The organism is Methylomonas paludis, assembly GCF_018734325.1.
Classification (GTDB): Bacteria; Pseudomonadota; Gammaproteobacteria; order Methylococcales; family Methylomonadaceae; genus Methylomonas; species Methylomonas paludis.
The window spans coordinates 2,301,916-2,321,476 of sequence record NZ_CP073754.1 but is presented as its reverse complement, the minus strand read 5'-3'; the positions used below and the strand labels follow the sequence as shown (position 1 = coordinate 2,321,476).

General features: G+C 47.1%; 17 protein-coding genes and 2 pseudogenes. 11 read left to right on the top strand and 8 right to left on the bottom strand.

All coding sequences use genetic code 11. From position 1 onward, the window contains the following. Positions 1–71: 71 nt before the first annotated feature. Positions 72–827 carry a substrate-binding domain-containing protein gene (locus KEF85_RS10445; RefSeq protein ID WP_246534864.1) on the bottom strand — a complete coding sequence of 252 codons (756 nt, stop codon included), beginning with the start codon at positions 825–827 and terminating at the stop codon, positions 72–74. 80 nt (positions 828–907) lie between these two features. Then, a pseudogene (locus KEF85_RS10440) lies at positions 908–2,401 on the bottom strand (outer membrane protein assembly factor BamB family protein); the annotation flags it as partial. Between the two features lie 74 nt (positions 2,402–2,475). Here KEF85_RS10440 and KEF85_RS10435 point away from each other — a divergent pair. Then, positions 2,476–4,046, top strand: a pseudogene (locus KEF85_RS10435) (IS3 family transposase). On the opposite strand, the gene KEF85_RS10430 reads toward KEF85_RS10435, so the two are convergent. After that, complete coding sequence (locus KEF85_RS10430; protein ID WP_215580256.1) at positions 4,043–4,378, bottom strand: hypothetical protein; 336 nt, start codon at positions 4,376–4,378, stop codon at positions 4,043–4,045. The pseudogene KEF85_RS10435 and the gene KEF85_RS10430 overlap by 4 nt on opposite strands. A 552-nt stretch (positions 4,379–4,930) precedes the next feature. Between KEF85_RS10430 and KEF85_RS10425 the strand changes: the two genes are divergently transcribed. The 4 genes from KEF85_RS10425 to KEF85_RS10410 all read left to right on the top strand — a co-directional run bounded on the left by KEF85_RS10425 (position 4,931) and on the right by KEF85_RS10410 (position 9,841). Beyond that, positions 4,931–7,153, top strand: coding sequence for a spermidine synthase (locus KEF85_RS10425; RefSeq protein ID WP_215580254.1), 2,223 nt, complete (start codon positions 4,931–4,933; stop codon positions 7,151–7,153). Between the two features lie 8 nt (positions 7,154–7,161). Next, on the top strand, positions 7,162–8,190 hold the full coding sequence (gene lpxD, locus KEF85_RS10420; protein ID WP_215580252.1) for a UDP-3-O-(3-hydroxymyristoyl)glucosamine N-acyltransferase: 1,029 nt from the start codon (positions 7,162–7,164) through the stop codon (positions 8,188–8,190). 268 nt (positions 8,191–8,458) lie between these two features. Beyond that, a complete protein-coding gene (rpiA, locus tag KEF85_RS10415; RefSeq protein WP_215580244.1) occupies positions 8,459–9,136 on the top strand; it encodes a ribose-5-phosphate isomerase RpiA in 678 nt (225 codons plus the stop codon). Positions 9,137–9,364: 228 nt separating this feature from the next. Further along, positions 9,365–9,841, top strand: coding sequence for a peroxiredoxin (locus tag KEF85_RS10410; RefSeq protein WP_215580242.1), 477 nt, complete (start codon positions 9,365–9,367; stop codon positions 9,839–9,841). A 71-nt stretch (positions 9,842–9,912) separates the two neighbouring features. On the opposite strand, the gene KEF85_RS10405 is transcribed toward KEF85_RS10410, so the two are convergent. The 4 genes from KEF85_RS10405 to KEF85_RS10390 form a co-directional block, all read right to left on the bottom strand. Beyond that, a complete protein-coding gene (locus tag KEF85_RS10405) occupies positions 9,913–10,482 on the bottom strand; it encodes a c-type cytochrome (protein ID WP_215580239.1) in 570 nt (189 codons plus the stop codon). A 72-nt stretch (positions 10,483–10,554) separates the two neighbouring features. Further along, the gene (locus KEF85_RS10400; protein ID WP_215580237.1) at positions 10,555–11,085 is read right to left on the bottom strand and encodes a hypothetical protein; all 531 of its coding nucleotides are present in this window, start codon (positions 11,083–11,085) and stop codon (positions 10,555–10,557) included. A 32-nt stretch (positions 11,086–11,117) separates the two neighbouring features. Then, a complete protein-coding gene (locus KEF85_RS10395; protein WP_215580235.1) occupies positions 11,118–11,525 on the bottom strand; it encodes a hypothetical protein in 408 nt (135 codons plus the stop codon). A 36-nt stretch (positions 11,526–11,561) separates the two neighbouring features. Further along, complete coding sequence (locus KEF85_RS10390; RefSeq protein WP_215585114.1) at positions 11,562–12,020, bottom strand: DUF302 domain-containing protein; 459 nt, start codon at positions 12,018–12,020, stop codon at positions 11,562–11,564. A gap of 17 nt (positions 12,021–12,037) precedes the next feature. Here KEF85_RS10390 and mobA point away from each other — a divergent pair, with 17 nt between their 5' ends. Further along, on the top strand, positions 12,038–12,628 hold the full coding sequence (gene mobA / locus KEF85_RS10385) for a molybdenum cofactor guanylyltransferase MobA (protein WP_215580233.1): 591 nt from the start codon (positions 12,038–12,040) through the stop codon (positions 12,626–12,628). Here the strand turns inward: mobA and htpX are convergent. Next, complete coding sequence (htpX, locus tag KEF85_RS10380) at positions 12,625–13,500, bottom strand: protease HtpX (protein WP_215580231.1); 876 nt, start codon at positions 13,498–13,500, stop codon at positions 12,625–12,627. The two genes, mobA and htpX, sit on opposite strands and share 4 nt — an antisense overlap. A 112-nt stretch (positions 13,501–13,612) precedes the next feature. Here htpX and KEF85_RS10375 point away from each other — a divergent pair, with 112 nt between their 5' ends. From KEF85_RS10375 to KEF85_RS10355, 5 genes are all read left to right on the top strand, one after another. Next, positions 13,613–14,728, top strand: a complete 1,116-nt coding sequence (locus KEF85_RS10375) for a PQQ-dependent sugar dehydrogenase (protein WP_215580229.1) — start codon at positions 13,613–13,615, stop codon at positions 14,726–14,728. Beyond that, positions 14,725–15,330: an NUDIX domain-containing protein gene (locus KEF85_RS10370; protein WP_215580227.1), complete on the top strand. Its 606-nt coding sequence runs from the start codon at positions 14,725–14,727 to the stop codon at positions 15,328–15,330. Before KEF85_RS10375 ends, KEF85_RS10370 begins: the two co-directional genes overlap by 4 nt. A 212-nt stretch (positions 15,331–15,542) precedes the next feature. Then, entirely contained in the window at positions 15,543–17,261 is a 1,719-nt protein-coding gene (locus tag KEF85_RS10365) for a multicopper oxidase domain-containing protein (protein WP_215580225.1), read from the top strand. 10 nt (positions 17,262–17,271) lie between these two features. Beyond that, positions 17,272–18,105: a cupredoxin domain-containing protein gene (locus tag KEF85_RS10360; RefSeq protein WP_215580222.1), complete on the top strand. Its 834-nt coding sequence runs from the start codon at positions 17,272–17,274 to the stop codon at positions 18,103–18,105. Positions 18,106–18,110: 5 nt separating this feature from the next. Next, complete coding sequence (locus KEF85_RS10355) at positions 18,111–19,541, top strand: aminotransferase-like domain-containing protein (protein ID WP_215580220.1); 1,431 nt, start codon at positions 18,111–18,113, stop codon at positions 19,539–19,541. The last annotated feature ends 20 nt before the right edge of the window (positions 19,542–19,561 follow it).

Here is a 19,561-nt window from a genome sequence, read left to right as displayed (position 1 = left end):
GCCTCTTAATTTTAAATTTGAGCGGTCATTCAATCTGTATTGATATCTGATACAACTGGTTCCTTAACAGCTTAAATAAGCGGAACGTTGTATGTAGAAAGTATGTTTTGGATATGGCTTTGCTGCTTTTCCAGTATTTTTTCCAATTTTTCCGCAAATGCTTGATCGGTTTTTCTAACACCCAAAGCAATTTCATAATCAAATGGCATATCAGGCAGCTTTGGGTCATGTGGTGCCAGTGTCAACTCCAGGTCATTGCCGTATTTCTTGGCGTAATAACCTGCAATTGGCCCCCACACAATCGCAACATCAATATCACCTTTAGCCACTGCATCAATCACTTGTGCCTGTGGGTTTTTCTGCGTGGTATCGCCCCACATGGAATAACCAACAATATTTTCGGTAATACCACGCACGGCAAGCGCACTGGCCGGCGGGGAATTTGAGCCGTCGTTACCGATACCATGCAGCCCAATTTTCAACTGGCGCAGTATCGGATCGTCAAAAGACGCGATAGACAAATGACGATTCCGTGCCGTGACAAATACATAGCCGGACCAATAATAAGGTTGGGTAGAAAGCACCCGTTCATAACCATAAGGGACTCCCATTACCACATCACATCGGTTGGCCCCCAGGGTTTGCCGAATAAAGCCATTTTTTTGTCGCTGCCAGGTATAACTCAGTTTGGCGTGCAATTCCTTGGCTAAAAGCGCAGCAATTTTGTTTTCAAAACCCTCTTGTTTACGATTGGAATACGGTAAATTATCAGGATCGGCACAAACACGCAGTTCCTGTTTGGCAATCACAGCTTGGCTATGGGACATAAGCAATGGCCAAAAAGCCAGAAATAGCCATACATTACAATTATGAAACTTGGTGAACATGCCGAGACCTTTTTTACTTGTTACGGAAGTTTATAGACATGAACTTTACCGCCATTCTTGCCTGTACAAGCACCACCACCAAAACCACCAGCCATTGCCCCTACACCGCTGAAAACGGCAACTCGTTGTTTGTTATCTGGGCCAGTAAAGGTGATAGGATTGCCGACTGTGCTACATTCCATTTTGGTTGACCACAACAGCTTGGGTACCCCATTAACGGCCTTATCAGGGCGGGCATCAATTGCTTTAATGACTTTGTCCTGAGTACCATAGAACACCAAGCCGCCGGCTGTACTAAGTACTCCGCCGTATATGGCGCTTGGTTCTTTTAAACCGAATACTTTTTGTCCTTTGGTGGCATCCCAGGCCACTAATTCGCTGGTATAAGTTGGATCAGTCAGTGCACCTGTAATCGCCATGTCCATCGCCATATAAGGTGCGCCATAAACATATTCAGCTCTTAACATGTGTTGTTTCATGCATAAGTTAAAAGTAGGCATATAGAACAGACCGGTACTTGGCGAGAAGGAGCCAGGCTCCCAACCTTTAGCACCCAGTGCCGAGGGGCAAATGTCATAAGTTGTTTTGCCGGTATGGGTAAGTTTGTCTGCATTTACCAATGGCCGTCCGGTAGTTAAATTAATTTGGCTGGCCCAATTCACATCGGTGACAAATTGATTCGCACTAATGATTTCACCTAATTCACGATCGAATGCATAAGCAAAGCCATTCTTGTCAAAATGTACCAGCAGCTTACGGGAAACGCCGTTGATGGTTTGATCAACTGGAATACTTTCACTAATGGCATCATAGTCCCAGTTATCATGCGGGGTAACCTGATATACCCATTTCACCGCACCGGTATTGGGATCTCTGGCAAAAATCGATGCGCCCCATTTATTATCGCCAGGACTACGAATTTCCGGATTCCATACCCCAGGCTGACTGGTACCATAAAACACGGTATCAGTTTCCTTATCGTAAGTCAGGTAGGCCCAGGCGGAGCTGCCACCTTGTTGCCAAGTATTGCCAGGCCAACTGGTTTGACCCAAATTGGTATTTTGACCCGATGTGGTATACGGCAGTTTGGTCTGACTGTTAATCAATACATCTTTATCGGGTCCGGTGTGATAACCACGCCATAATTCCTTGCCGGTAACCAGATCAAGTGCCAGCACCCAGCCGCGCACGCCCATCTCGCCGCTAACCGTGCCCACAATGACTTTGCCGTTGACAATAATTGGTGCGCCTGCCGTTGTTACGCCAGAATGTACGTCCGCTGTGGTATTGCGCCATATTTCAGTACCTTTGACCGCATCAACAGCGACAGTGGTATTGTCCAATAAATTAAACACTATCTTGCCATTGGCATATGCAGCGCCTCGATTGATGGCATCGCAACAATTCACCCCTTTGGCATAGCTGTTAACACCTGGGTTATAAGTCCAGCGTTTGGCACCTTTATTCGCCAAATCATAAGCAATTAACTTATTTGGAAAAGGCGTGACAACATATAATGTTGATCCCCCCCCGCGTCAGACTAGTTGTCGTCTCAAATTTTTAAAGCCAATAAAATTTGAGATTAGAGATGAAAACATATACAAGGTATTCTGAAGACTTCAAAGAGCAAGCTCTGAGAAAAGTTTACAACCGTGGAAACGACCAATCGATTCAGGATATTGCGAAGGACTTGAACGTTTGCTGGCAAACCCTAAAAACATGGATGAAAAAAGCTAAATTGCATAACTCCCGAGATCTACCGTCGAAATCGAAACGCCCTGATGATTGGCGTCCTGAAGAACGTCTCTCAGCGTTACAGAAATCTTATGGCTTGAACGGGGAAGACTTGAATGCCTGGTGCCGTGAACAAGGGTTATTCGTTCATCAGCTTGAGCAGTGGAAAGCTGAATTCTGTCGTCAGGGTGGCGTATCTGAAAAAGGTGAAGTGCATACCCTAAAAGCGGAAATTCATACCCTGGAGCGAGAGTTGTTACGCAAAGACAAAGCCTTAGCAGAAGCCGCCGCGCTGTTGGTTCTGCAAAAAAAGTTCCGAGCGCTCTTGGGGGGAGAGGTCGAATGACTGCCCACGAAGAGCGCAAGCAAGTAATTGTTTTACTGAATGAATCGATAATAGCGGGTGCGCGGCAAGCCCAAGCTTGTGAAGTGCTGGGTTTAAGCGAACGCACCTTGCAGCGCTGGCAGACCGGTGAGACCGTTCATTGTGATCAACGTCCATTACGTGAATATCAACCGCCGCATAAGCTTACCGTCATGGAGCGAGCCGAGGTGTTGGCTGTTGCCAATTCCGATGAATTTGGGCATCTGCCGCCGAGTCAGATCGTACCTCGGCTGGCCGATCAAGGCCGCTATCTGGCTTCTGAATCGACATTCTATCGCGTACTGCGAGCAGAAAACCAATTGGCACACCGTCGCAGTGAACGCCCTGCTCAATCCCGCACTAAACCGCGTGCCCTCTGTGCCACCGTACCTAACCAACTTTATAGCTGGGATATTACCTATCTGCCATCAGCAATCCGTGGACAGTTTTTCTATCTTTACCTGTTTGTGGATATTTTCAGCCGAAAGATCGTGGGTTGGCAGGTGTTTGAAGAGGAAAGCAGTACCTTGGCAGGCGAATTGTTACGTGACCTGTGCCATCGTGAGGGGATACAGCCCAAACAGCTGATACTGCACTCTGATAACGGTAGCCCCATGAAAGGCGCTACCATGCTGGCAACCTTGCAACAACTCGGTGTCATGCCCTCGTTAAGTCGGCCTTCGGTTAGCAACGACAATCCTTACTCAGAATCGCTCTTTAAGACCTTAAAATACCGGCCAAACTATCCGTTAAAGCCGTTTGCAAAGGTGACGGATGCTCGTGACTGGGTAACGAGACTGGTGGAATGGTACAACCACGAGCATCGCCACAGCGCCATCCGGTTTGTCACGCCAGCGCAACGCCATGAAGGCTTAGATCAAGGCCTACTGGTTAAGCGTAAAGCCGTTTATGAGGCTGCCCGTGATCGAAACCCGAAGCGATGGACTGGTAACACGCGGAATTGGGATTGCATCCAAGCAGTCCACCTTAATCCTGATAAGCCAGTGACTAACAGTAAACCTAATACAGAGGAGACAACTCAGAACAAAAATGCCGCTTAAGATTTAAACGTCGAGGCGACAACTACATTGACAATTTCCGATCCCACCACTAATGGTTCACCCATGTGACTGCCCTTGGTTCCGGTATCGACTGAGAAGTCCTCGGTCAGGGTGCCCACATTGGTGGTGTTAATTTGGTTAAGCGCACTATAACGTTGGCCGTCTAATGTACCGCCAGTGGTGGCCCAATCTGTTGCTAAAGCGGCTTCAGATAATAAGCTTGTAGATCCCAGCAAAATTGTTGCTAGTATGCCGGCACGGGATTTGGCAAACCCCGGTTTTAAAAAACAAGGCTGTATTCTGTTTTCAGTAAGCCTTTTTTTGATATACATCTAAACCTCCGCAGAGTATAAAAATAACATTAAGGATTTCTCTGAATAAAAATAAGGAAATCCGGTCAAATCAATAAAATTTTATTAATACGAATTCTTTGATGGTCATGGAGCCTATTTGAATTAGCATTGTTTTAATCAAGTAAATTATTTGTCATGCAAAGTGGTTTACACCTAAAAATATTGGCTCATTAAACTGAAATATTGGCAGGTAGAAAACATGGCAAAAGTAGCAAAAGCAATGCAACTATTCGCTATGTTGGTGAAAATTATAATTAACTAAAGAAATCGTTTCTGAGAGGAGGGTCTCATTTTCCGCATAAGGCAAATGGATTTAGCTAACACCAGAAAATGATGGTCTGTAACCTTAAAGGCGCTTCGCTAGAAAATTTAAATCTTACAACTGCTGCTTGTAGCGGTGATGTTTGATTAGAAACCCACCATACCCAGCAATGGTGGGCTGGAAACGTAGCCGGGTTTCCGAAAAAGCCACAAGGTGCATTAAATGTTTTATCATTGCACCTAGTCACTATAGCTATAATCATAATAATAATGAACATTACGTTGCAATCACCCGACAAAGCCAGGTTTTCGCCGGTTTTATTGTTTTCCGGCACCTTGTTTGCCAGTGCTGGTTTAATGTTTGTTCTACAACCGTTATTCGGTAAGTTGTTGTTGCCATTGTTGGGCGGCACGCCGGCGGTGTGGAATACCTGCATGGTGTTTTATCAAACCCTGCTTTTTCTTGGTTATTTATATGCCCACTGGCTTAGCAGTCATCACTCTGGGCAGCGTCAGGTAATGATACATTTAGCCATACTGGCTATCAGCTTGATTGCCTTGCCGGTGGCTCTGCCTACCGATCTGGCACCACCAAACGAAGGTAACCCCGCTCTTTGGTTGGTCAAAACCCTGTTTCTGGCAATTGGTTTGCCGTTTTTCATAATTTCCACCACCGCGCCCTTGCTGCAAAACTGGTTTGCGCATTGCGGTCATCATAGCAGTCATGATCCGTATTTTTTGTATGCTGCCAGCAATGCCGGTAGTTTGCTGGCCCTACTCAGCTATCCCTTTGTGCTGGAACCAAATGTCGGTTTGGCTGACCAGCGCCTATTTTGGAGTTTAGGCTATGGTGGCTTATGTTTGCTGGTGGGTTTATGTGCCTGGCTGCTATGGCGCTCACAGGCCAATCAAAATAGTCAGGCTGCCAATGACGAAGTTGAGCCACTTCCGGTTCTCGACCAACTGCACTGGTTGGCTCTGGCGTTTGTACCATCTAGTTTGCTATTAGGTTTAACCCAATTCATCAGCACCGATATCGCCTCTGTACCCCTACTGTGGATAGTGCCGCTGACTTTGTATCTGTTGACGTTCATTTTGGTGTTTTCCAAATGGGGTGATGCGCTGCACCCAGCCATGTTGGCGGCACAGCCGGCATTATTGCTGATATTTATTGCTTATTCCTTTATTAATCCAGCCTTATTACCGTATTGGCTGGATTTGATTTTACATTCTGCGGCATTTTTTCTAGCCAGTATGGTCTGTCACGGCGAACTGGCAAAACGCCGTCCGCATACCCGCCATTTGACTCGGTTTTATCTGATCATGTCGGCCGGCGGCATGTTGGGCGGTTTGTTCAACACCTTTGTGGCTCCGTTTATTTTTAATGCGGTTTACGAGTATCCAATTATGATAGTCGCCGCTTTGTTGCTGAGACCAGGTTTTTTTCAGCCTGGCTGGTATTTACAAGCCATATTTCCAGCATTGCTGCTGATAGGTGGTTTTGGCATTTATTTTAATACCGATGAATTATTCGATTATCTGGATGTGATCGGTGGGGCATTGATATTACTGGCCGGACTTTGCTATGCGTTACGCCAGTCACCGCTGGGACTGGGTATGCTGACGGCGGTGATTCTGATCTTTACCTTTGGTTTGCACAGCTTGGCATCCAACACTTTATATCAGGAGCGTAGTTTTTTTGGTGTTTTATCGGTACGAGAAACCGTGATTGCCGATGAAAACCAACATCCTGAAAAAGTCCACGAACTGTATCACGGTACTACTAAACACGGTGCCGAGCGGCTTACTGCCGCCAATATCACTACGCCCTTAACCTATTACAGCCGTCCGGGGCCAATTGGACAATTATTTAGCGAATATGATGCTGAAAATCAATACTGGCAAATTGGTGCGGTAGGCTTGGGAGCAGGAGCATTGGCCTGTTATGCCAAAGATCAGCAGCAATGGCAGTTTTATGAAATTGACCCCAGAGTGGTGTCAATCGCCAAAAATCCTGCTTGGTTTAATTACTTGCAACGCTGTAACAATCGGGCGGAAATGGTGATAGGCGATGCCCGGCTATCTTTGCAAAAAGCCCCGGATCATAGTTTTAATTTATTGATCATGGATGCCTTTAGCTCTGATGCAGTGCCCACCCATTTATTGACCCGCGAAGCCTTAGAGCTGTATTTAAGCAAGCTTACCGATGATGGCCTGTTGGCTTTTCATATCACCAATCGACACTTGGCTTTAAAGCAAGTCTTGGCTGATCACGTCAACCAATTGCATTTATCCGGGTTATTGCAGGAATTTAAACCTGATCACGTTGTCCCTTTAGTGGTTGCTACTGATTGGGTGGTAATAAGCAAACACCCAGAACGCTTGTTGCGTTTGGAGCAAAGCCAGCTTGGCCATTGGCAAAAATTGCCGCTAACCTTCGGTTTGAGATCTTGGACCGATGATTTCACTAATATATTTGGAATTTGGAAATAGGAAATATCATGCTGATTACGGAACTTGCAAAACTCTGTCAGGCTCAGGTGCAAGGTGGCAATGCTGAGCAGGAAGTTAGCTCGGCTGCTGACATTATGTCTGCTCTGGCGCATCAGGTTACCGTGTTAAGCGACAGCAAATACAAAAAATATCTTAAAGACACACAAGCGACAGCCTGCTTCATATCCGTAAAACTGGCTGATGAGCAGATACCAGATGGTTTGACTTTGCTGATTTGCGATGATCCTGAAATCAGTTTTCTTGATGCCGTTAAACTTCTGCATCCAGAACCGGCATATACCAGACAAGTATCCACCCAAGCCGTGCTGGCAGAGCAGGTTGAACTGGGTGAAGACGTGCATATTGGTCCGTTTGTCAGTATAGGTGCTGTTACCCGTATTGGTGCCGGTGCCACTATTGATGCCGGAGTCAGAATCGGCAATCATGTCAGCATTGGTAAATACAGTCGTATTCATGCCAATGCCGTCATATATGATCATTGCGTGATAGGTGATCATGTGATTATTCATGCTGGAGCTATTATTGGTGCTGATGGTTTTGGTTATAAATTTCGGAATAATCAGCATATCAAAGTGCCTCATGTCGGCAATGTGGAAATTGCTGACTTTGTGGAAATCGGTGCAAATACCTGTATAGATCGTGGGGCGCTGGGGGCAACGCGCATTGGTGCCGGGAGTAAAATCGACAATCTGGTGCAACTGGGCCATAACAATATTGTTGGGCGTAACGTCATCATTTGCGGTCAGTCCGGTATTTCCGGATCTTGCACCATAGGTGATGGTGCCATACTTGCTGGTAGCGCTGGGGTTGCCGATCATGTCAATATCGGCTCACGGGCAGTGATTATGGCGCGCAGCGGAATTTCAGCCGATGTCGAGCCTGGTGCTCAGGTGTTTGGCAGTCCAGCCAAAGACCGTAAATTGGCATGGCGGGAACTGGCGGCTCTAAGCAAATTGCCGGAGCTGTTACAAAAGTTTAAAAACCTGGAAACCAGAGTAAGTGATCTGGAACAATAAGCATAGATAATCGGATAGTTGTTTTCAAACAGTTCGGGTGCTTGGCACTGATGGTATTTTTATAGCTTAAAGCTTAATGCAACAAATTAACGGCATACTTAGCCATTAAGAAACAAGGAAATAGGTGGCCTTAGTTTTTCACCATTGCAGGTGACATTGCCATAATAAATGATGAGCTAAGATTTAAAAATAAGATAAGCCATCGACTGGGTTGTTTTGATGCGCTAGGCTTCCCCAGTTAATTGTTAAGCGCCAAAGAGGGATGTATATGAATGATAAGCAAAGAGTTGCCCATTTTGCGGCGCAACGCATAAAAAACGGAATGACTGTTGGCTTGGGTACCGGTTCTACCGCCAATTATTTCATCGAAGCTCTAGCTACTCGGGTGGTAACAGAAGGTTTGCAAGTTAAGGCCGTCTCAAGTTCAGTGGTCAGCAGTCTCAAAGCCCAGCAGTATGGTTTGCCCTTATTGGGTATAGAACACATAAGTGTGCTTGATGTTTATGTTGATGGAGCCGATGAAGTCAGCCCGGATTTAAGTCTGTTAAAAGGACGGGGTGCCGATTTGGTGCGGGAAAAACTTTTGGCTAAAGCCGGCACTGAGTTTTGGGTACTTATTGATCAAAGTAAACGTGTACAGCATATAGGCCAAAATTTCCCCATACCATTGGAAGTTATCCCGTTTGCCTGGCAAATGGTGCAGCGCGAAGTTAGCCAACTAGGCGGGCAGGGTAGATTGAGACCCAGTGGCAATGGCGATGGCTTAGCCGTTACCAGTCACGGCAGTCTGGTACTGGATGTGATATTTCCACCAGAGTTGGACACTCGCACTCTCAATGATAAACTCAACAGTATTTCCGGTATTGTCGAACACGGGATTTTTTTCGGCTTAACAACAACTTTGTTCACCGGGCATGATGGCCGGATAATTGAACAAAATCCTTAGCGTTATGTGAATTCAGCGCTAATTGAGATGACCTAAGTTTAAAAGAACTATTTTTGTGACTACTCAGGGTTCAAGTATCCCTTTAAAAAACAATTAGTTGTACGATGGGCTAAACGCAGTGCAGTGCATCGTTCGAAGCTAAGTAATTGTTTAAAAAGGGTCACGCCACGTTGAACTGAGTAAGTACCTATTTTTTAGATATTTAATGCTAGTGTTACGGAGATCACCATGTCAGAACTTTTAAAAAAAAACCAGAAAGCCCCTGATTTCAGTGTATTAAACCAAAACGATGAATTGCTGTCATTATCAGCTTATCAGGGTGAGAAAAATGTTGTATTGTATTTTTATCCTAAAGACGATACCCCGGGCTGCACCATAGAAGCCAGAGACTTTACCGCGCTGGCCGGCGAATTTGCCGCACTGGATACAGTTATACTGGGGGTCAGTAAAGACGATTGCGAAAGCCACCGCGCATTCATCGAAAAATACGACTTGACCGTACAGTTATTGGCTGATGTTAGCGGTGAGTTAACCGAAAGCTATGGGGTTTGGCAGGAAGTCGAAAAAGACGGAGTCAAAAAATGGAAGATTGTGCGATCCACCTTTATTATCAATAAGCAAGGCATATTGGTAGAAGCTTGGTACGGTGTCAATCATGATGGCCACGCCCAATTAGTGCTGGATACCCTAAAAGCACTGGCCTAATCCTCAGGCTACAACCAGTCTGGCCTTTTGGCAAACTGGTTGTAGCCACCCTTACTGTTTGTTGTGAAGGTTTAATGATTGAGATTGGCTAAATAAGCACTTAGTGTGCTGATATCCTCATCACTTAATGATTGCGCAAAAGCATTCATCGCTCCGGCTTTACGATTACCGCTCTTAAAATCGTGTAATTGTTTACTCAAATAGGCAGCCTGTTGCCCGGCCAGACTGGGAAATTGCCCGCGTCCGCTCAGTTTTTCACCGTGACAGCCCATACACATAGTCGCTTTGCCCTGACCCTGCTTGGCCAAATTTACCTCACCGCCGCTCGATTTAGCCGGTAAACCGGCATAGTATGCGGCCAGGTTTTGGATATCAGCATCACTTAAAACTGCGGCCTGTGCCTGCATGGTGGGATTAATCCGGGCGCCCGATTTAAAGTGTTGTAGCTGAGTTTCCAGATAGGCGCTAGTTTGACCAGCCAGACTGGGGTGTAGCGGAATTGTGCTGTTACCATCAGCACCGTGACAAGCCTGACAGGCGACTGCCCGGCTTTTACCGGCACTGATGTCGGCTGCATGGCCGGCAAAGCTAAATAAATATAATAGTATGATAAAACTGATTTTATAATTTTTGATGTTCATATCAATACCTCATTATTATACAAACTACTGGGCTGACTTTAGGGCAAAGCCAGCAGAGAAAACTTGGCTTGATTACTGTTTTTTCAATTTCAAAAATTGAAAAAAATCCACTTCAATAAAAGCAAATGCCGCTATCCATAACACCCCATCATAAGCATCCAGCCATGCCCCTTGCCATAACCAGGCGAATACCATTGCGATCAGACAGGCAAACACCAATATAGTTGCCAGCCAAAAGTTGTTTTGATGGGTTTTTACCCAATCCGGGGCACGAATTTCCAGTTCCAGCAAGCCGATCAACACAAACCAGAATAATGCATTTAAAGTATCCAGCCATTCACTGGTATTGACATAACTGAAAAATACCAGAGTGATTGCTACAATCAACACGTTGCGGATATGCCGCAGACGCTCAGCAGTCAACGCTGTCCAGAATTTAGTTGCCTCCAGCTCATATATTATCAGCAAGGCCAGCCAGACCAGCGCGTCTATCGTGCTGGTCAGCGTGTCGGTCAATGCATATAGAAATACATTTACAAACAGTAATGCCACGATAGCCAGTTTAAATTTTGGGTATTGCACAGTAGCTAGTGGCTTGAACATAAACACCATCGGAATAAGAGTTGAAAAATGAGTTATTTCACAAAACAGGCTTTTTCGGCCAGAGCCTCAGCTTCTTTCAAACGGGTTTTTAAATCTTTAGATTGAGCCGGGTCACGGAATGGTGCGCCCGCTTCACCTGGGGTTTTTTGCATCTGACCAAAGGTTTTGGCGGCTTCAAAATCGGCAAAACTCAACTGGTCGGCAATCTTATCCAGTTTACAGCCGCAAGCATATTGATTGATATAACTCAGACCGCCGTGTTTGGCAACGCATTCCAGTACATAATCCACTCGGTCACGGGTAGGGTATTCATTCAGAAACGTCACTGCCGGGGCAGTATCTGCAGCAGCTTGCTCAGCTACGGCAGGCGTTTCTGGGGTGCTGGCGCATCCAGACAGCAGAGTGAGCACTAAAAATGGCAAAGGCAAAAATTTATTCATGGTGTTTTAATCACTTTGTTGTTAATGTTATTAAAATTATGGTTGTGCGGCAAAATCGACTATTTGTTGCAATTGCGGATTCATGTCCCGGGCAAATTGGTTTAATTTGGCATTATCGCTATCTTCCGGCAGCAAATGGGTCTTGATGATGGTTTTACCGGCAAACTGATAGGCCACCACATTACAGGGCATAAAACCTATGGCTTGAGGGCTGATTTCCAGTACAGTTTGCGCCAGGGTCAGATTACAAAATTGAATGGTGTCATACTCCGGAAAATTCACTGCGCCACGCTCACGTATCACTTTACCGACTCGGCTATGGCCGGTGATGCGAAAATTATGTTCGGCTATTGCCACTTCAAGTTCTGCCAAAACCTCATCATAAGGTTTAAGGGTTTCCACCTGGTAAAACGGCACCAACTCGCTGGGTGGTCCTGGTGTGGCACAACTGCTCAGCAAAAACAGCCACACCGGCCAAATCAAATTCTTCAACATCATCAAAGCTTACCATTATGAGCGGGCAAAACAAAGTCAGTGGTGTAGTGCTGGCCGGCGGTCAGGCCAGACGTATGCACCGGCAGGATAAAGGCTTGGTACTGTTTAAGCGGCGGCCACTCATCAGTTCGGCTCTGGCGGCCATGTCGCCACTGGTTGATGAATTATTCATTAGCGCCAATCGCAATCAGCAAACATATCAGCAATTGGGCTATCCGGTGATCAGTGACCTTACTCAGAGCTTCGATGGTCCGCTGGCCGGTATTCTGGCAGCCATGCAAACTGCACAGTATCCGGTTTTACTGGTCATGCCCTGCGATTCACCGTTTATCGAAACCCGGCATCTCCAGCGTTTACTGGCTGCATTGACAATCGGGTATGACATCAGTGTTGCCGATGATGGAGAACGCCTGCATCCGGTGTTTTTGGCGGTGCGTAGTCAGTTGCAAACCAGCCTGCATCACTATCTCGCCGGCGGCGAACGCAAACTGCAAAACTGGCTACAGCAGCATTCTGTCCAACGGGTTGATTTTAGTGCCGAGCCGCAAATATTTGCCAACATTAATACCCTGACCGAATTAGCGGCCTGGCAGCAAAAACCTGATTAACGGCTATTTTGTAAAGCGGTAATCCGTTCCTCTAATGGTGGATGGCTCATAAACAAACGTTGCACGCCGGTACCGGTTATGCCAAAAGCGGCCAGTTGCCCCGGTAATTCAGCGGGTTCATTAACACGTTGCAAAGCTTGCAATGCCGAAATCATTTTCTGCCGACCGGCTAGATTTGCCCCACCGGCATCGGCGCGAAATTCGCGGTATCTGGAGAACCACATGACCAGCATGGAAGCCAGAATCGATAGCGCAATTTGCGCAATCATCTGGGTTACATAATAAGCCGGACCATAGCCTCGTTCGGTCTTGAACACCGTTCTGTCTACCACGTATCCAATCACAGAGGCAAAAAAGTACACAAAAGTGTTAATCACGCCTTGCATCAGTGTCATGGTTACCATATCGCCATTGGCCACATGGCTAATCTCATGACCCAATACCGCCTCCACTTCGTCAGCACTCATGCGCTGTAATAAACCGGTACTGACCGCTACCAGGGCATTATTGCGATTTGCACCAGTGGCAAAAGCATTCGGTTCCGGGCTATCAAAAATACCTACTTCCGGCATACCAATACCGGCTTGGTGTGCCAAACGCCCAACTATACTTACCAGCCATTGCTCAGTTTGGTTATGTGGATGATCGATCACCAGCACGCCCATCGCGTTTTTAGCTGTCCATTTTGACATCAACAGTGAAATGACCGAGCCGGTCATACCAATCACTGCCGAGATAGCCAGTAAGCCCTCCAGATTAATATTCACGCCTTGGGCGTCAAGTGCCCCCTTTAAACCTAATACATTGAATATGATGCTGATTGCAATCATAATCGCGATATTGGTCGCTAAAAATAAAAATATTCGTTTCATATCAAAAATCCTGTGGTGTGGATGGGTTTATACAAACACTGGGGGTGAAACCCTTAAAGTCAAGGCTATAGAGTGATAATATGCCGATAAGTTTATTGCAGAGAATCAAGAAATGAAAGTCATCAAACTCCTCACCTGCTTGTTGCTAGCCGGTTTTAGCTGTCAGGCCTTTGCCGTCAGCGCCCCAAGTCAGGCCGTATTACAGCAGTTAAAATTGCCGCCCGGTTTTCATATTTCCATCTTTGCCGATAAATTGCCCACTGCCCGCAGCCTGGCTTTAGGGGATAATGGCGTCATCTATCTGGGCAGTCGCAACGGTCAGGTTTATGCCTTGCAAGACCAGGATGGTGATGGCTATGCCGAACAGCGCCATCTACTTGCCGATCATTTAAACATGCCTAACGGTGTTGCCTACCAAGACGGCGCACTTTATGTTGTGGAAGTGCAGCGCATTATCCGCTTCGATGCCATCAGCACACAATTGGCACATCCGCCCGAACCGGTTGTGGTTTATGACAAATTTCCCAGTGATAAACATCATGGCTGGAAATATCTGCGTTTTGGTCCGGACGGCAAACTCTACACTGCTGTGGGTGTACCCTGCAATATTTGTAATCCCGAAAACCCGATCTTCGGCTCTCTGCTGCGCATGAATGCCGATGGCAGCCATCTGGAAATTCTGGCGCGTGGTATTCGCAACAGTGTCGGTTTTGACTGGCAACCCAAAACTCATCAATTATTCTTTCATGACAATGGCCGGGATTACCTGGGTGACAATCTGCCGCCAGAGGAATTGAACCATTGGACGGAAACCGGCCAGCATTTCGGTTACCCCTATTGTCATGCTGGCAGCATCTCTGATCCCGAATTTGGTGTGCAAAAACACTGTACGGACTATACCGCTCCCGTCTGGAAATATACTGCCCATATTGCTCCGCTGGGTATGCGTTTTTACACTGGTAGCCAATTCCCGGAAATTTATCGTAACCAGTTACTGGTGGCGCAACACGGCTCCTGGAATCGGAGCGACCCGCAAGGCTATCAAGTAGCGTTGGTGCGCTTTAAAAACAGCCTGCCTTATGCCGAACAAGTTTTCATCAGCGGCTGGCTGAAGCCGGACGGCGAAGTATTGGGTCGTCCGGTCGATATTTTGCAATTGCCCGATGGCAGTGTGTTGATCAGTGACGACAAGCTTGGTGCTGTTTACAAGGTGGATTATCGACCATGACAGCCAAACAGTTTGAAGTCCTGCAACACGAAACGGTTTACCAGGGTTTTTTCAGCCTGGAACGATACAAATTGAAACACACATTGTTTAATGGCGGCTGGAGTGCCGATATTAGCCGGGAATTATTTCGCCGCAACAACTGTGTGGCAGTATTGCTTTACGATCCTGAGCGAGATGAAGTCGTTATTTTGGAACAATTTCGGGTGGGAGCTATCGCTGATCCGCAGCGGGCATGGTTGTTGGAAATTGTTGCCGGAGCTATTGAAGTAGGTGAAACCGCCATAAACGTGGCCTACCGCGAAGCTCAGGAAGAAGCCGGTTGCGAAATAGTCGATTTGTTTGAAATTATGCAGTTTTACACCACACCTGGCGGCTCCTCGGAGCGTATCACTTTGTTCTGCGGTAGAGTGGACTGCAGCCGCATCGGCGGTGTGCATGGACTGGCCGAAGAAGGCGAGGATATTTTGGTTAGGGCAGTGAAAGCCGAGCAGGTGTTTCAGATGCTGGAAGACGGCAGCATCGAATCGGGTATTCCCATTGTTGCCATCCAGTGGCTATATATCCATCGCGATAGTTTACGCCGGCGCTGGTTGGCGGCGTAATGACCCAGCCATAATTGGGGGGGGGCATTTTGCCATCAGCATGTGCCTGTCCCGGCGCCAACACCATAACAGTTTTCCCGATAAATCCTCAGTACAGATCATAAGATAGTCAATCTGTTATTGGAAAAATACAAATTTCTGAATCTGTATTCAAAGTTGCCAAACACCTAAAGTAGTCACCGTCGTAACTAGCATTAAACGAGGTGATTATTATGTGGGACTTGCAATGTGGTGCGGAACAAAATTCATATAGCCTTAACTCTGCCCAACTACAGTTGCTCTGCTCCGGCTTGCTGATATTAGTTGCAAGTACGGTGCAGGCTGTTACGCCTTTACCACCAGCCAAAAAAGTCGGAATAGGCCAATCCGAGCCTTTCTGTAACAGCGGTTCGCCGCCGGAATGGCGGGAAGCGGGTAATTTGGATGGTGTCAACTATCAGGAGTCTCGACTCTGTAACCCTGATAATCCGGCCGACATAGCGGCCTTTGTCAAGGGTACTAACAATATCTCCATGGAAACCCTGATGGCGACCAATCTGGCGCCGGATGCCGTCACCATGAGCGATGATATGGATGGCGATGGTGATCCGGATCGCATCGTTATTAAACTGGAAATCATGGAAATCAACGGCCATTCTCCAGATACCCCGGAAAATGTTACAACCTTTGATATCGCCCCGGGGATACAACCGGCTTTCTGGGTTTTCGTGCCGAAAATGCGTGACATGTCCACCAAAGGCTTTGGCAGCCCGGAAGCCAATGCACTATTACGTTTGCCGTCGCCGACCATACGCATTGAACAAGGCGATACTGTCTGGCTGGAGCTGGAAAATACTCATTATTTTCCACATGCCATACATTTACACGGTGTTGATCATCCCTTCAAGGATAGAAGCGGGGAAGGTAATGATGGGGTGGGGCAAACCAGCGGCATGGATATTATGCCCGGACAAAGCAAAACCTATGTGATCAATTCCCGGCAACCCGGCACCATGTATTACCATTGCCATGTGCAGTCGCATACCCATATTGCCATGGGTATGGCCGGTCTGTTTGTCATTGAAGAAAACCGGCCCAATAATTGGGTGCAAACCTTTAATATCGGCGACGGTCAGGTGCGCCATCCCTCTGTGGCCGTGTTAGAGAAATACGCACGGGAATATGATCTGCATTTTCAGTCTTTTGACAAAGAATTACACGAAATTCCCCAGTCAGCCAATGATCCGCGACTGATTGCGCAAGCCATGAATCAGGAATATGACATTACCGAAGCCAGCGATGATTATTTTGTCCTCAATGGTCGGGCCTTTCCCTACACCTTAAGGGAATCCCTGATCGTGGTGGATAAAGACGAAAGGATCAAACTAAGAGTTCTGAATGGTCATAGTGAGAGCATGGCGCTACACATCCACGGCCACAAGGCAACCGAGACCCATTACGATGGTGTTGAGCAAAATCCTGTGGCGCAGGTAACCAGGGATGTTTACGCACTGGCACCCGCGCAACGGGTCGATCTTGAACTCAATACACATGATGACGGCTTACACAGTTATGGTTCGGGTTTATGGCTGTTTCACGACCATGTCGAAACCGCCTTTACCACAAACGGCATCGGTGATGGCGGTAATATCAGCATGGTGGCTTATCGGGAATATCTCGACCCCCAAGGCATGCCAAAAACGTTGGGCATGGACTTAACCCCTTTTTTTACCAAAGAGTATTGGGCGCGTCAGTATCCGGTATGGCAGGACTGGGATCAGGGCAGTTTTAATCAGCCGGAATCCATGCCTTCAAACCAGTTGAAAGCCGCGCAGCCGCAAACTGCCGGCGGATTTAGCTTGGGCCTGATACTGGGGAGTTTGGTTTATCTGGGCATCATGCAGCGTAACCGCGTGATTGCAATGTTAACAAGCTTGAAAAGCCACTTCTGAGAGCGTAGCCATGAAATATATTATTATTTATGCTATTTCATTATTGATGTCTGCCGCCAGTCTGGCCGGGCAAAGCAATGTTGATCACAATCCACTTTTAATGGATCATGGTTACGGTCATCTGATGGATATGGATGGCGGCATGGTGATGGGAGAAAATAAAGACCGCTTGCCGGCAGGTTGCGAAAAAATCTCTGAAGAAAAGCTTTTTACCGTGCGTGCCGGACGCCAATATGCCAAAAAATATTCCGGCACGATATTTGGATTTGATCAGCATGAGTGGCGGGTAAAACCTTGCTCCAGGGTAAGTGTTGAATTTATCAATGAAGATAAGGTACGCCACCAATGGATGTTACATGGTTTGCCAAAAAATCTGTATAACCAAGGCATGTTTCATTTGGAAATCACTGGCCCGGCTAAAATCACTGGTAGTTTCATTGCTCCCAGCGATGACAAAACCTATCTGGTGCATTGCGACATAGCCCAACACATGGAAAAGGGCATGAAAGGGCAATTAGTGGTAGGTAAGGGCAGTCTTACATTTTCATCCATACCTGGTATTAGCGATCCGCTCATTGCTGATAATTATGCAGGTAAAGCTGCGCAGGCTGTGGAGTTAACCGCAAGCCATACCCAGCAAGAATTGGGTTTTGTCAGAGTATTATCCGGGGCATTCCTGGGCTTGGTATTAATTCCGATCCTAATCTGGATTTATCGCAAGTATGCCACCCTCGAAAATATTAAATGGGGTGCTACTAAACTACTTGAGCTGGCGGCATGGGCAGGCCGGCGCATGATGCGTGTGATGAATGGCGCGGCAAAAAACCAAGACTACCCTGGATAAGCAATATGAAACACTTATATGAAACCGTTGCCGAAACGGTGATTGCCCATATCGAACAGGGTGTCTATAAACCCGGAGAAAAACTGCCCGGTGTACGACGTTTGAGCCAGCAATTAAATATCAGCATCTCAACCGCCTTGGAAGCCTACCGATTGCTGGAAGACAGTGGGCGCATCCAGGCTCGGTTACGCTCAGGTTACTACGTCAGCAGCTTTCATCGCCAAGCGGTAATAGAGCCTGAAATCTCTCTCGCTCCGGTTGTACCTGCCAAAGTTAGTGGCCAGACCTTGACCCGGCAAATATTGCGTGCTGCCAAAGATCCATATCAGATTAATCTAGGCTCATCGGTGCCGCATGCCGACTTTTTACCGGCCCATGCCCTACAACAAGCCACCGGCAAAGTGGCGCGCACCTTTGGCAAGCGCTGCTTTGATACCGATGAATTACTGGGTAATCAGGAATTGCGCCGGCAAATTGCTAAACGCATGGTGGAATTGCAGTGTGCCGACCATCCCGATGACATCGTGATCACCCACGGCGCACGTGAAGCCGTGCGTCTGGCACTAATGGCCATTTGCCAGCCGGGCGATTTAATCGCCATTGAATCACCTACTTTTTATGGCTTGTTGCAAGTCATCGAATCCTGCGGCATGGAGGCCCTGGAAATCCCTACCCACCCCCGTAATGGCCTGTCACTGGATGCTCTGCAATTGGCTATTGAACAATGGCCCATCAAAGCCTGCCTGATTGTTTCCAACTACAATAATCCGCTGGGTTCCTGCATGACGGATCAGCATAAACAGGCCTTGGTTGATTTATTAGAAAAACAGCAGATTCCGTTGGTTGAGGACGATGTCTACGGCGACCTGTATTTTGGGGGACGGCGACCTTCGGTTGCCAAGGCCTGGAGTCGAAACGGCCAAGTACTGTATTGCAACTCATTCGCCAAAACCCTGTCTCCGGGTTTGCGGGTAGGATGGCTGGTACCAGGACGATACAAGCAGAAAGTTGAAAATCTCAAATACATGCTGCATCAGGCCGTACCCACCCTAAACCAGCTCATTGTTGCCCACATGCTGGAGCAGGGCGGTTACGACCGCTATCTGCGTCAAGTACGTCAAGACTATGCGCGTAACATCGCTCTAACCGTCAAGGCCGTTAGTCTGCTGTTTCCGGAAGGCACTCGCGTGACCCAGCCGGAAGGCGGATTCGCACTGTGGGTGGAACTGCCGGCTGGTGTGGATGGCATGGAATTGCATCGCCGTGCCAGCCAGGAAAGCATTATCATCGCCCCCGGTTCGCTGTTTTCCGCAACCCAAAAAAAATATGCCAACTATATTCGTCTAAGCTGTGCTGTGCCGTGGAATGACAGACTGGAAAAAGCTTTAAAGAAATTGGGCGATATGACACGGGATTTGTTGCTGGAAAATCGCTAACTACTCAGCATCCAATTATC

Bases quoted from the DNA above. Each gene is read 5' to 3' on its own strand.
- KEF85_RS10445 (WP_246534864.1), bottom strand. From the start codon at position 827: ATGTCCCATAGCCAAGCTGTGATTGCCAAACAGGAACTGCGTGTTTGT.
- KEF85_RS10430 (WP_215580256.1), bottom strand. From the start codon at position 4,378: ATGTATATCAAAAAAAGGCTTACTGAAAACAGAATACAGCCTTGTTTT.
- KEF85_RS10425 (WP_215580254.1), top strand. From the start codon at position 4,931: ATGAACATTACGTTGCAATCACCCGACAAAGCCAGGTTTTCGCCGGTT.
- lpxD (WP_215580252.1), top strand. From the start codon at position 7,162: ATGCTGATTACGGAACTTGCAAAACTCTGTCAGGCTCAGGTGCAAGGT.
- rpiA (WP_215580244.1), top strand. From the start codon at position 8,459: ATGAATGATAAGCAAAGAGTTGCCCATTTTGCGGCGCAACGCATAAAA.
- KEF85_RS10410 (WP_215580242.1), top strand. From the start codon at position 9,365: ATGTCAGAACTTTTAAAAAAAAACCAGAAAGCCCCTGATTTCAGTGTA.
- KEF85_RS10405 (WP_215580239.1), bottom strand. From the start codon at position 10,482: ATGAACATCAAAAATTATAAAATCAGTTTTATCATACTATTATATTTA.
- KEF85_RS10400 (WP_215580237.1), bottom strand. From the start codon at position 11,085: ATGTTCAAGCCACTAGCTACTGTGCAATACCCAAAATTTAAACTGGCT.
- KEF85_RS10395 (WP_215580235.1), bottom strand. From the start codon at position 11,525: ATGAATAAATTTTTGCCTTTGCCATTTTTAGTGCTCACTCTGCTGTCT.
- KEF85_RS10390 (WP_215585114.1), bottom strand. From the start codon at position 12,020: ATGTTGAAGAATTTGATTTGGCCGGTGTGGCTGTTTTTGCTGAGCAGT.
- mobA (WP_215580233.1), top strand. From the start codon at position 12,038: ATGAGCGGGCAAAACAAAGTCAGTGGTGTAGTGCTGGCCGGCGGTCAG.
- htpX (WP_215580231.1), bottom strand. From the start codon at position 13,500: ATGAAACGAATATTTTTATTTTTAGCGACCAATATCGCGATTATGATT.
- KEF85_RS10375 (WP_215580229.1), top strand. From the start codon at position 13,613: ATGAAAGTCATCAAACTCCTCACCTGCTTGTTGCTAGCCGGTTTTAGC.
- KEF85_RS10370 (WP_215580227.1), top strand. From the start codon at position 14,725: ATGACAGCCAAACAGTTTGAAGTCCTGCAACACGAAACGGTTTACCAG.
- KEF85_RS10365 (WP_215580225.1), top strand. From the start codon at position 15,543: ATGTGGGACTTGCAATGTGGTGCGGAACAAAATTCATATAGCCTTAAC.
- KEF85_RS10360 (WP_215580222.1), top strand. From the start codon at position 17,272: ATGAAATATATTATTATTTATGCTATTTCATTATTGATGTCTGCCGCC.
- KEF85_RS10355 (WP_215580220.1), top strand. From the start codon at position 18,111: ATGAAACACTTATATGAAACCGTTGCCGAAACGGTGATTGCCCATATC.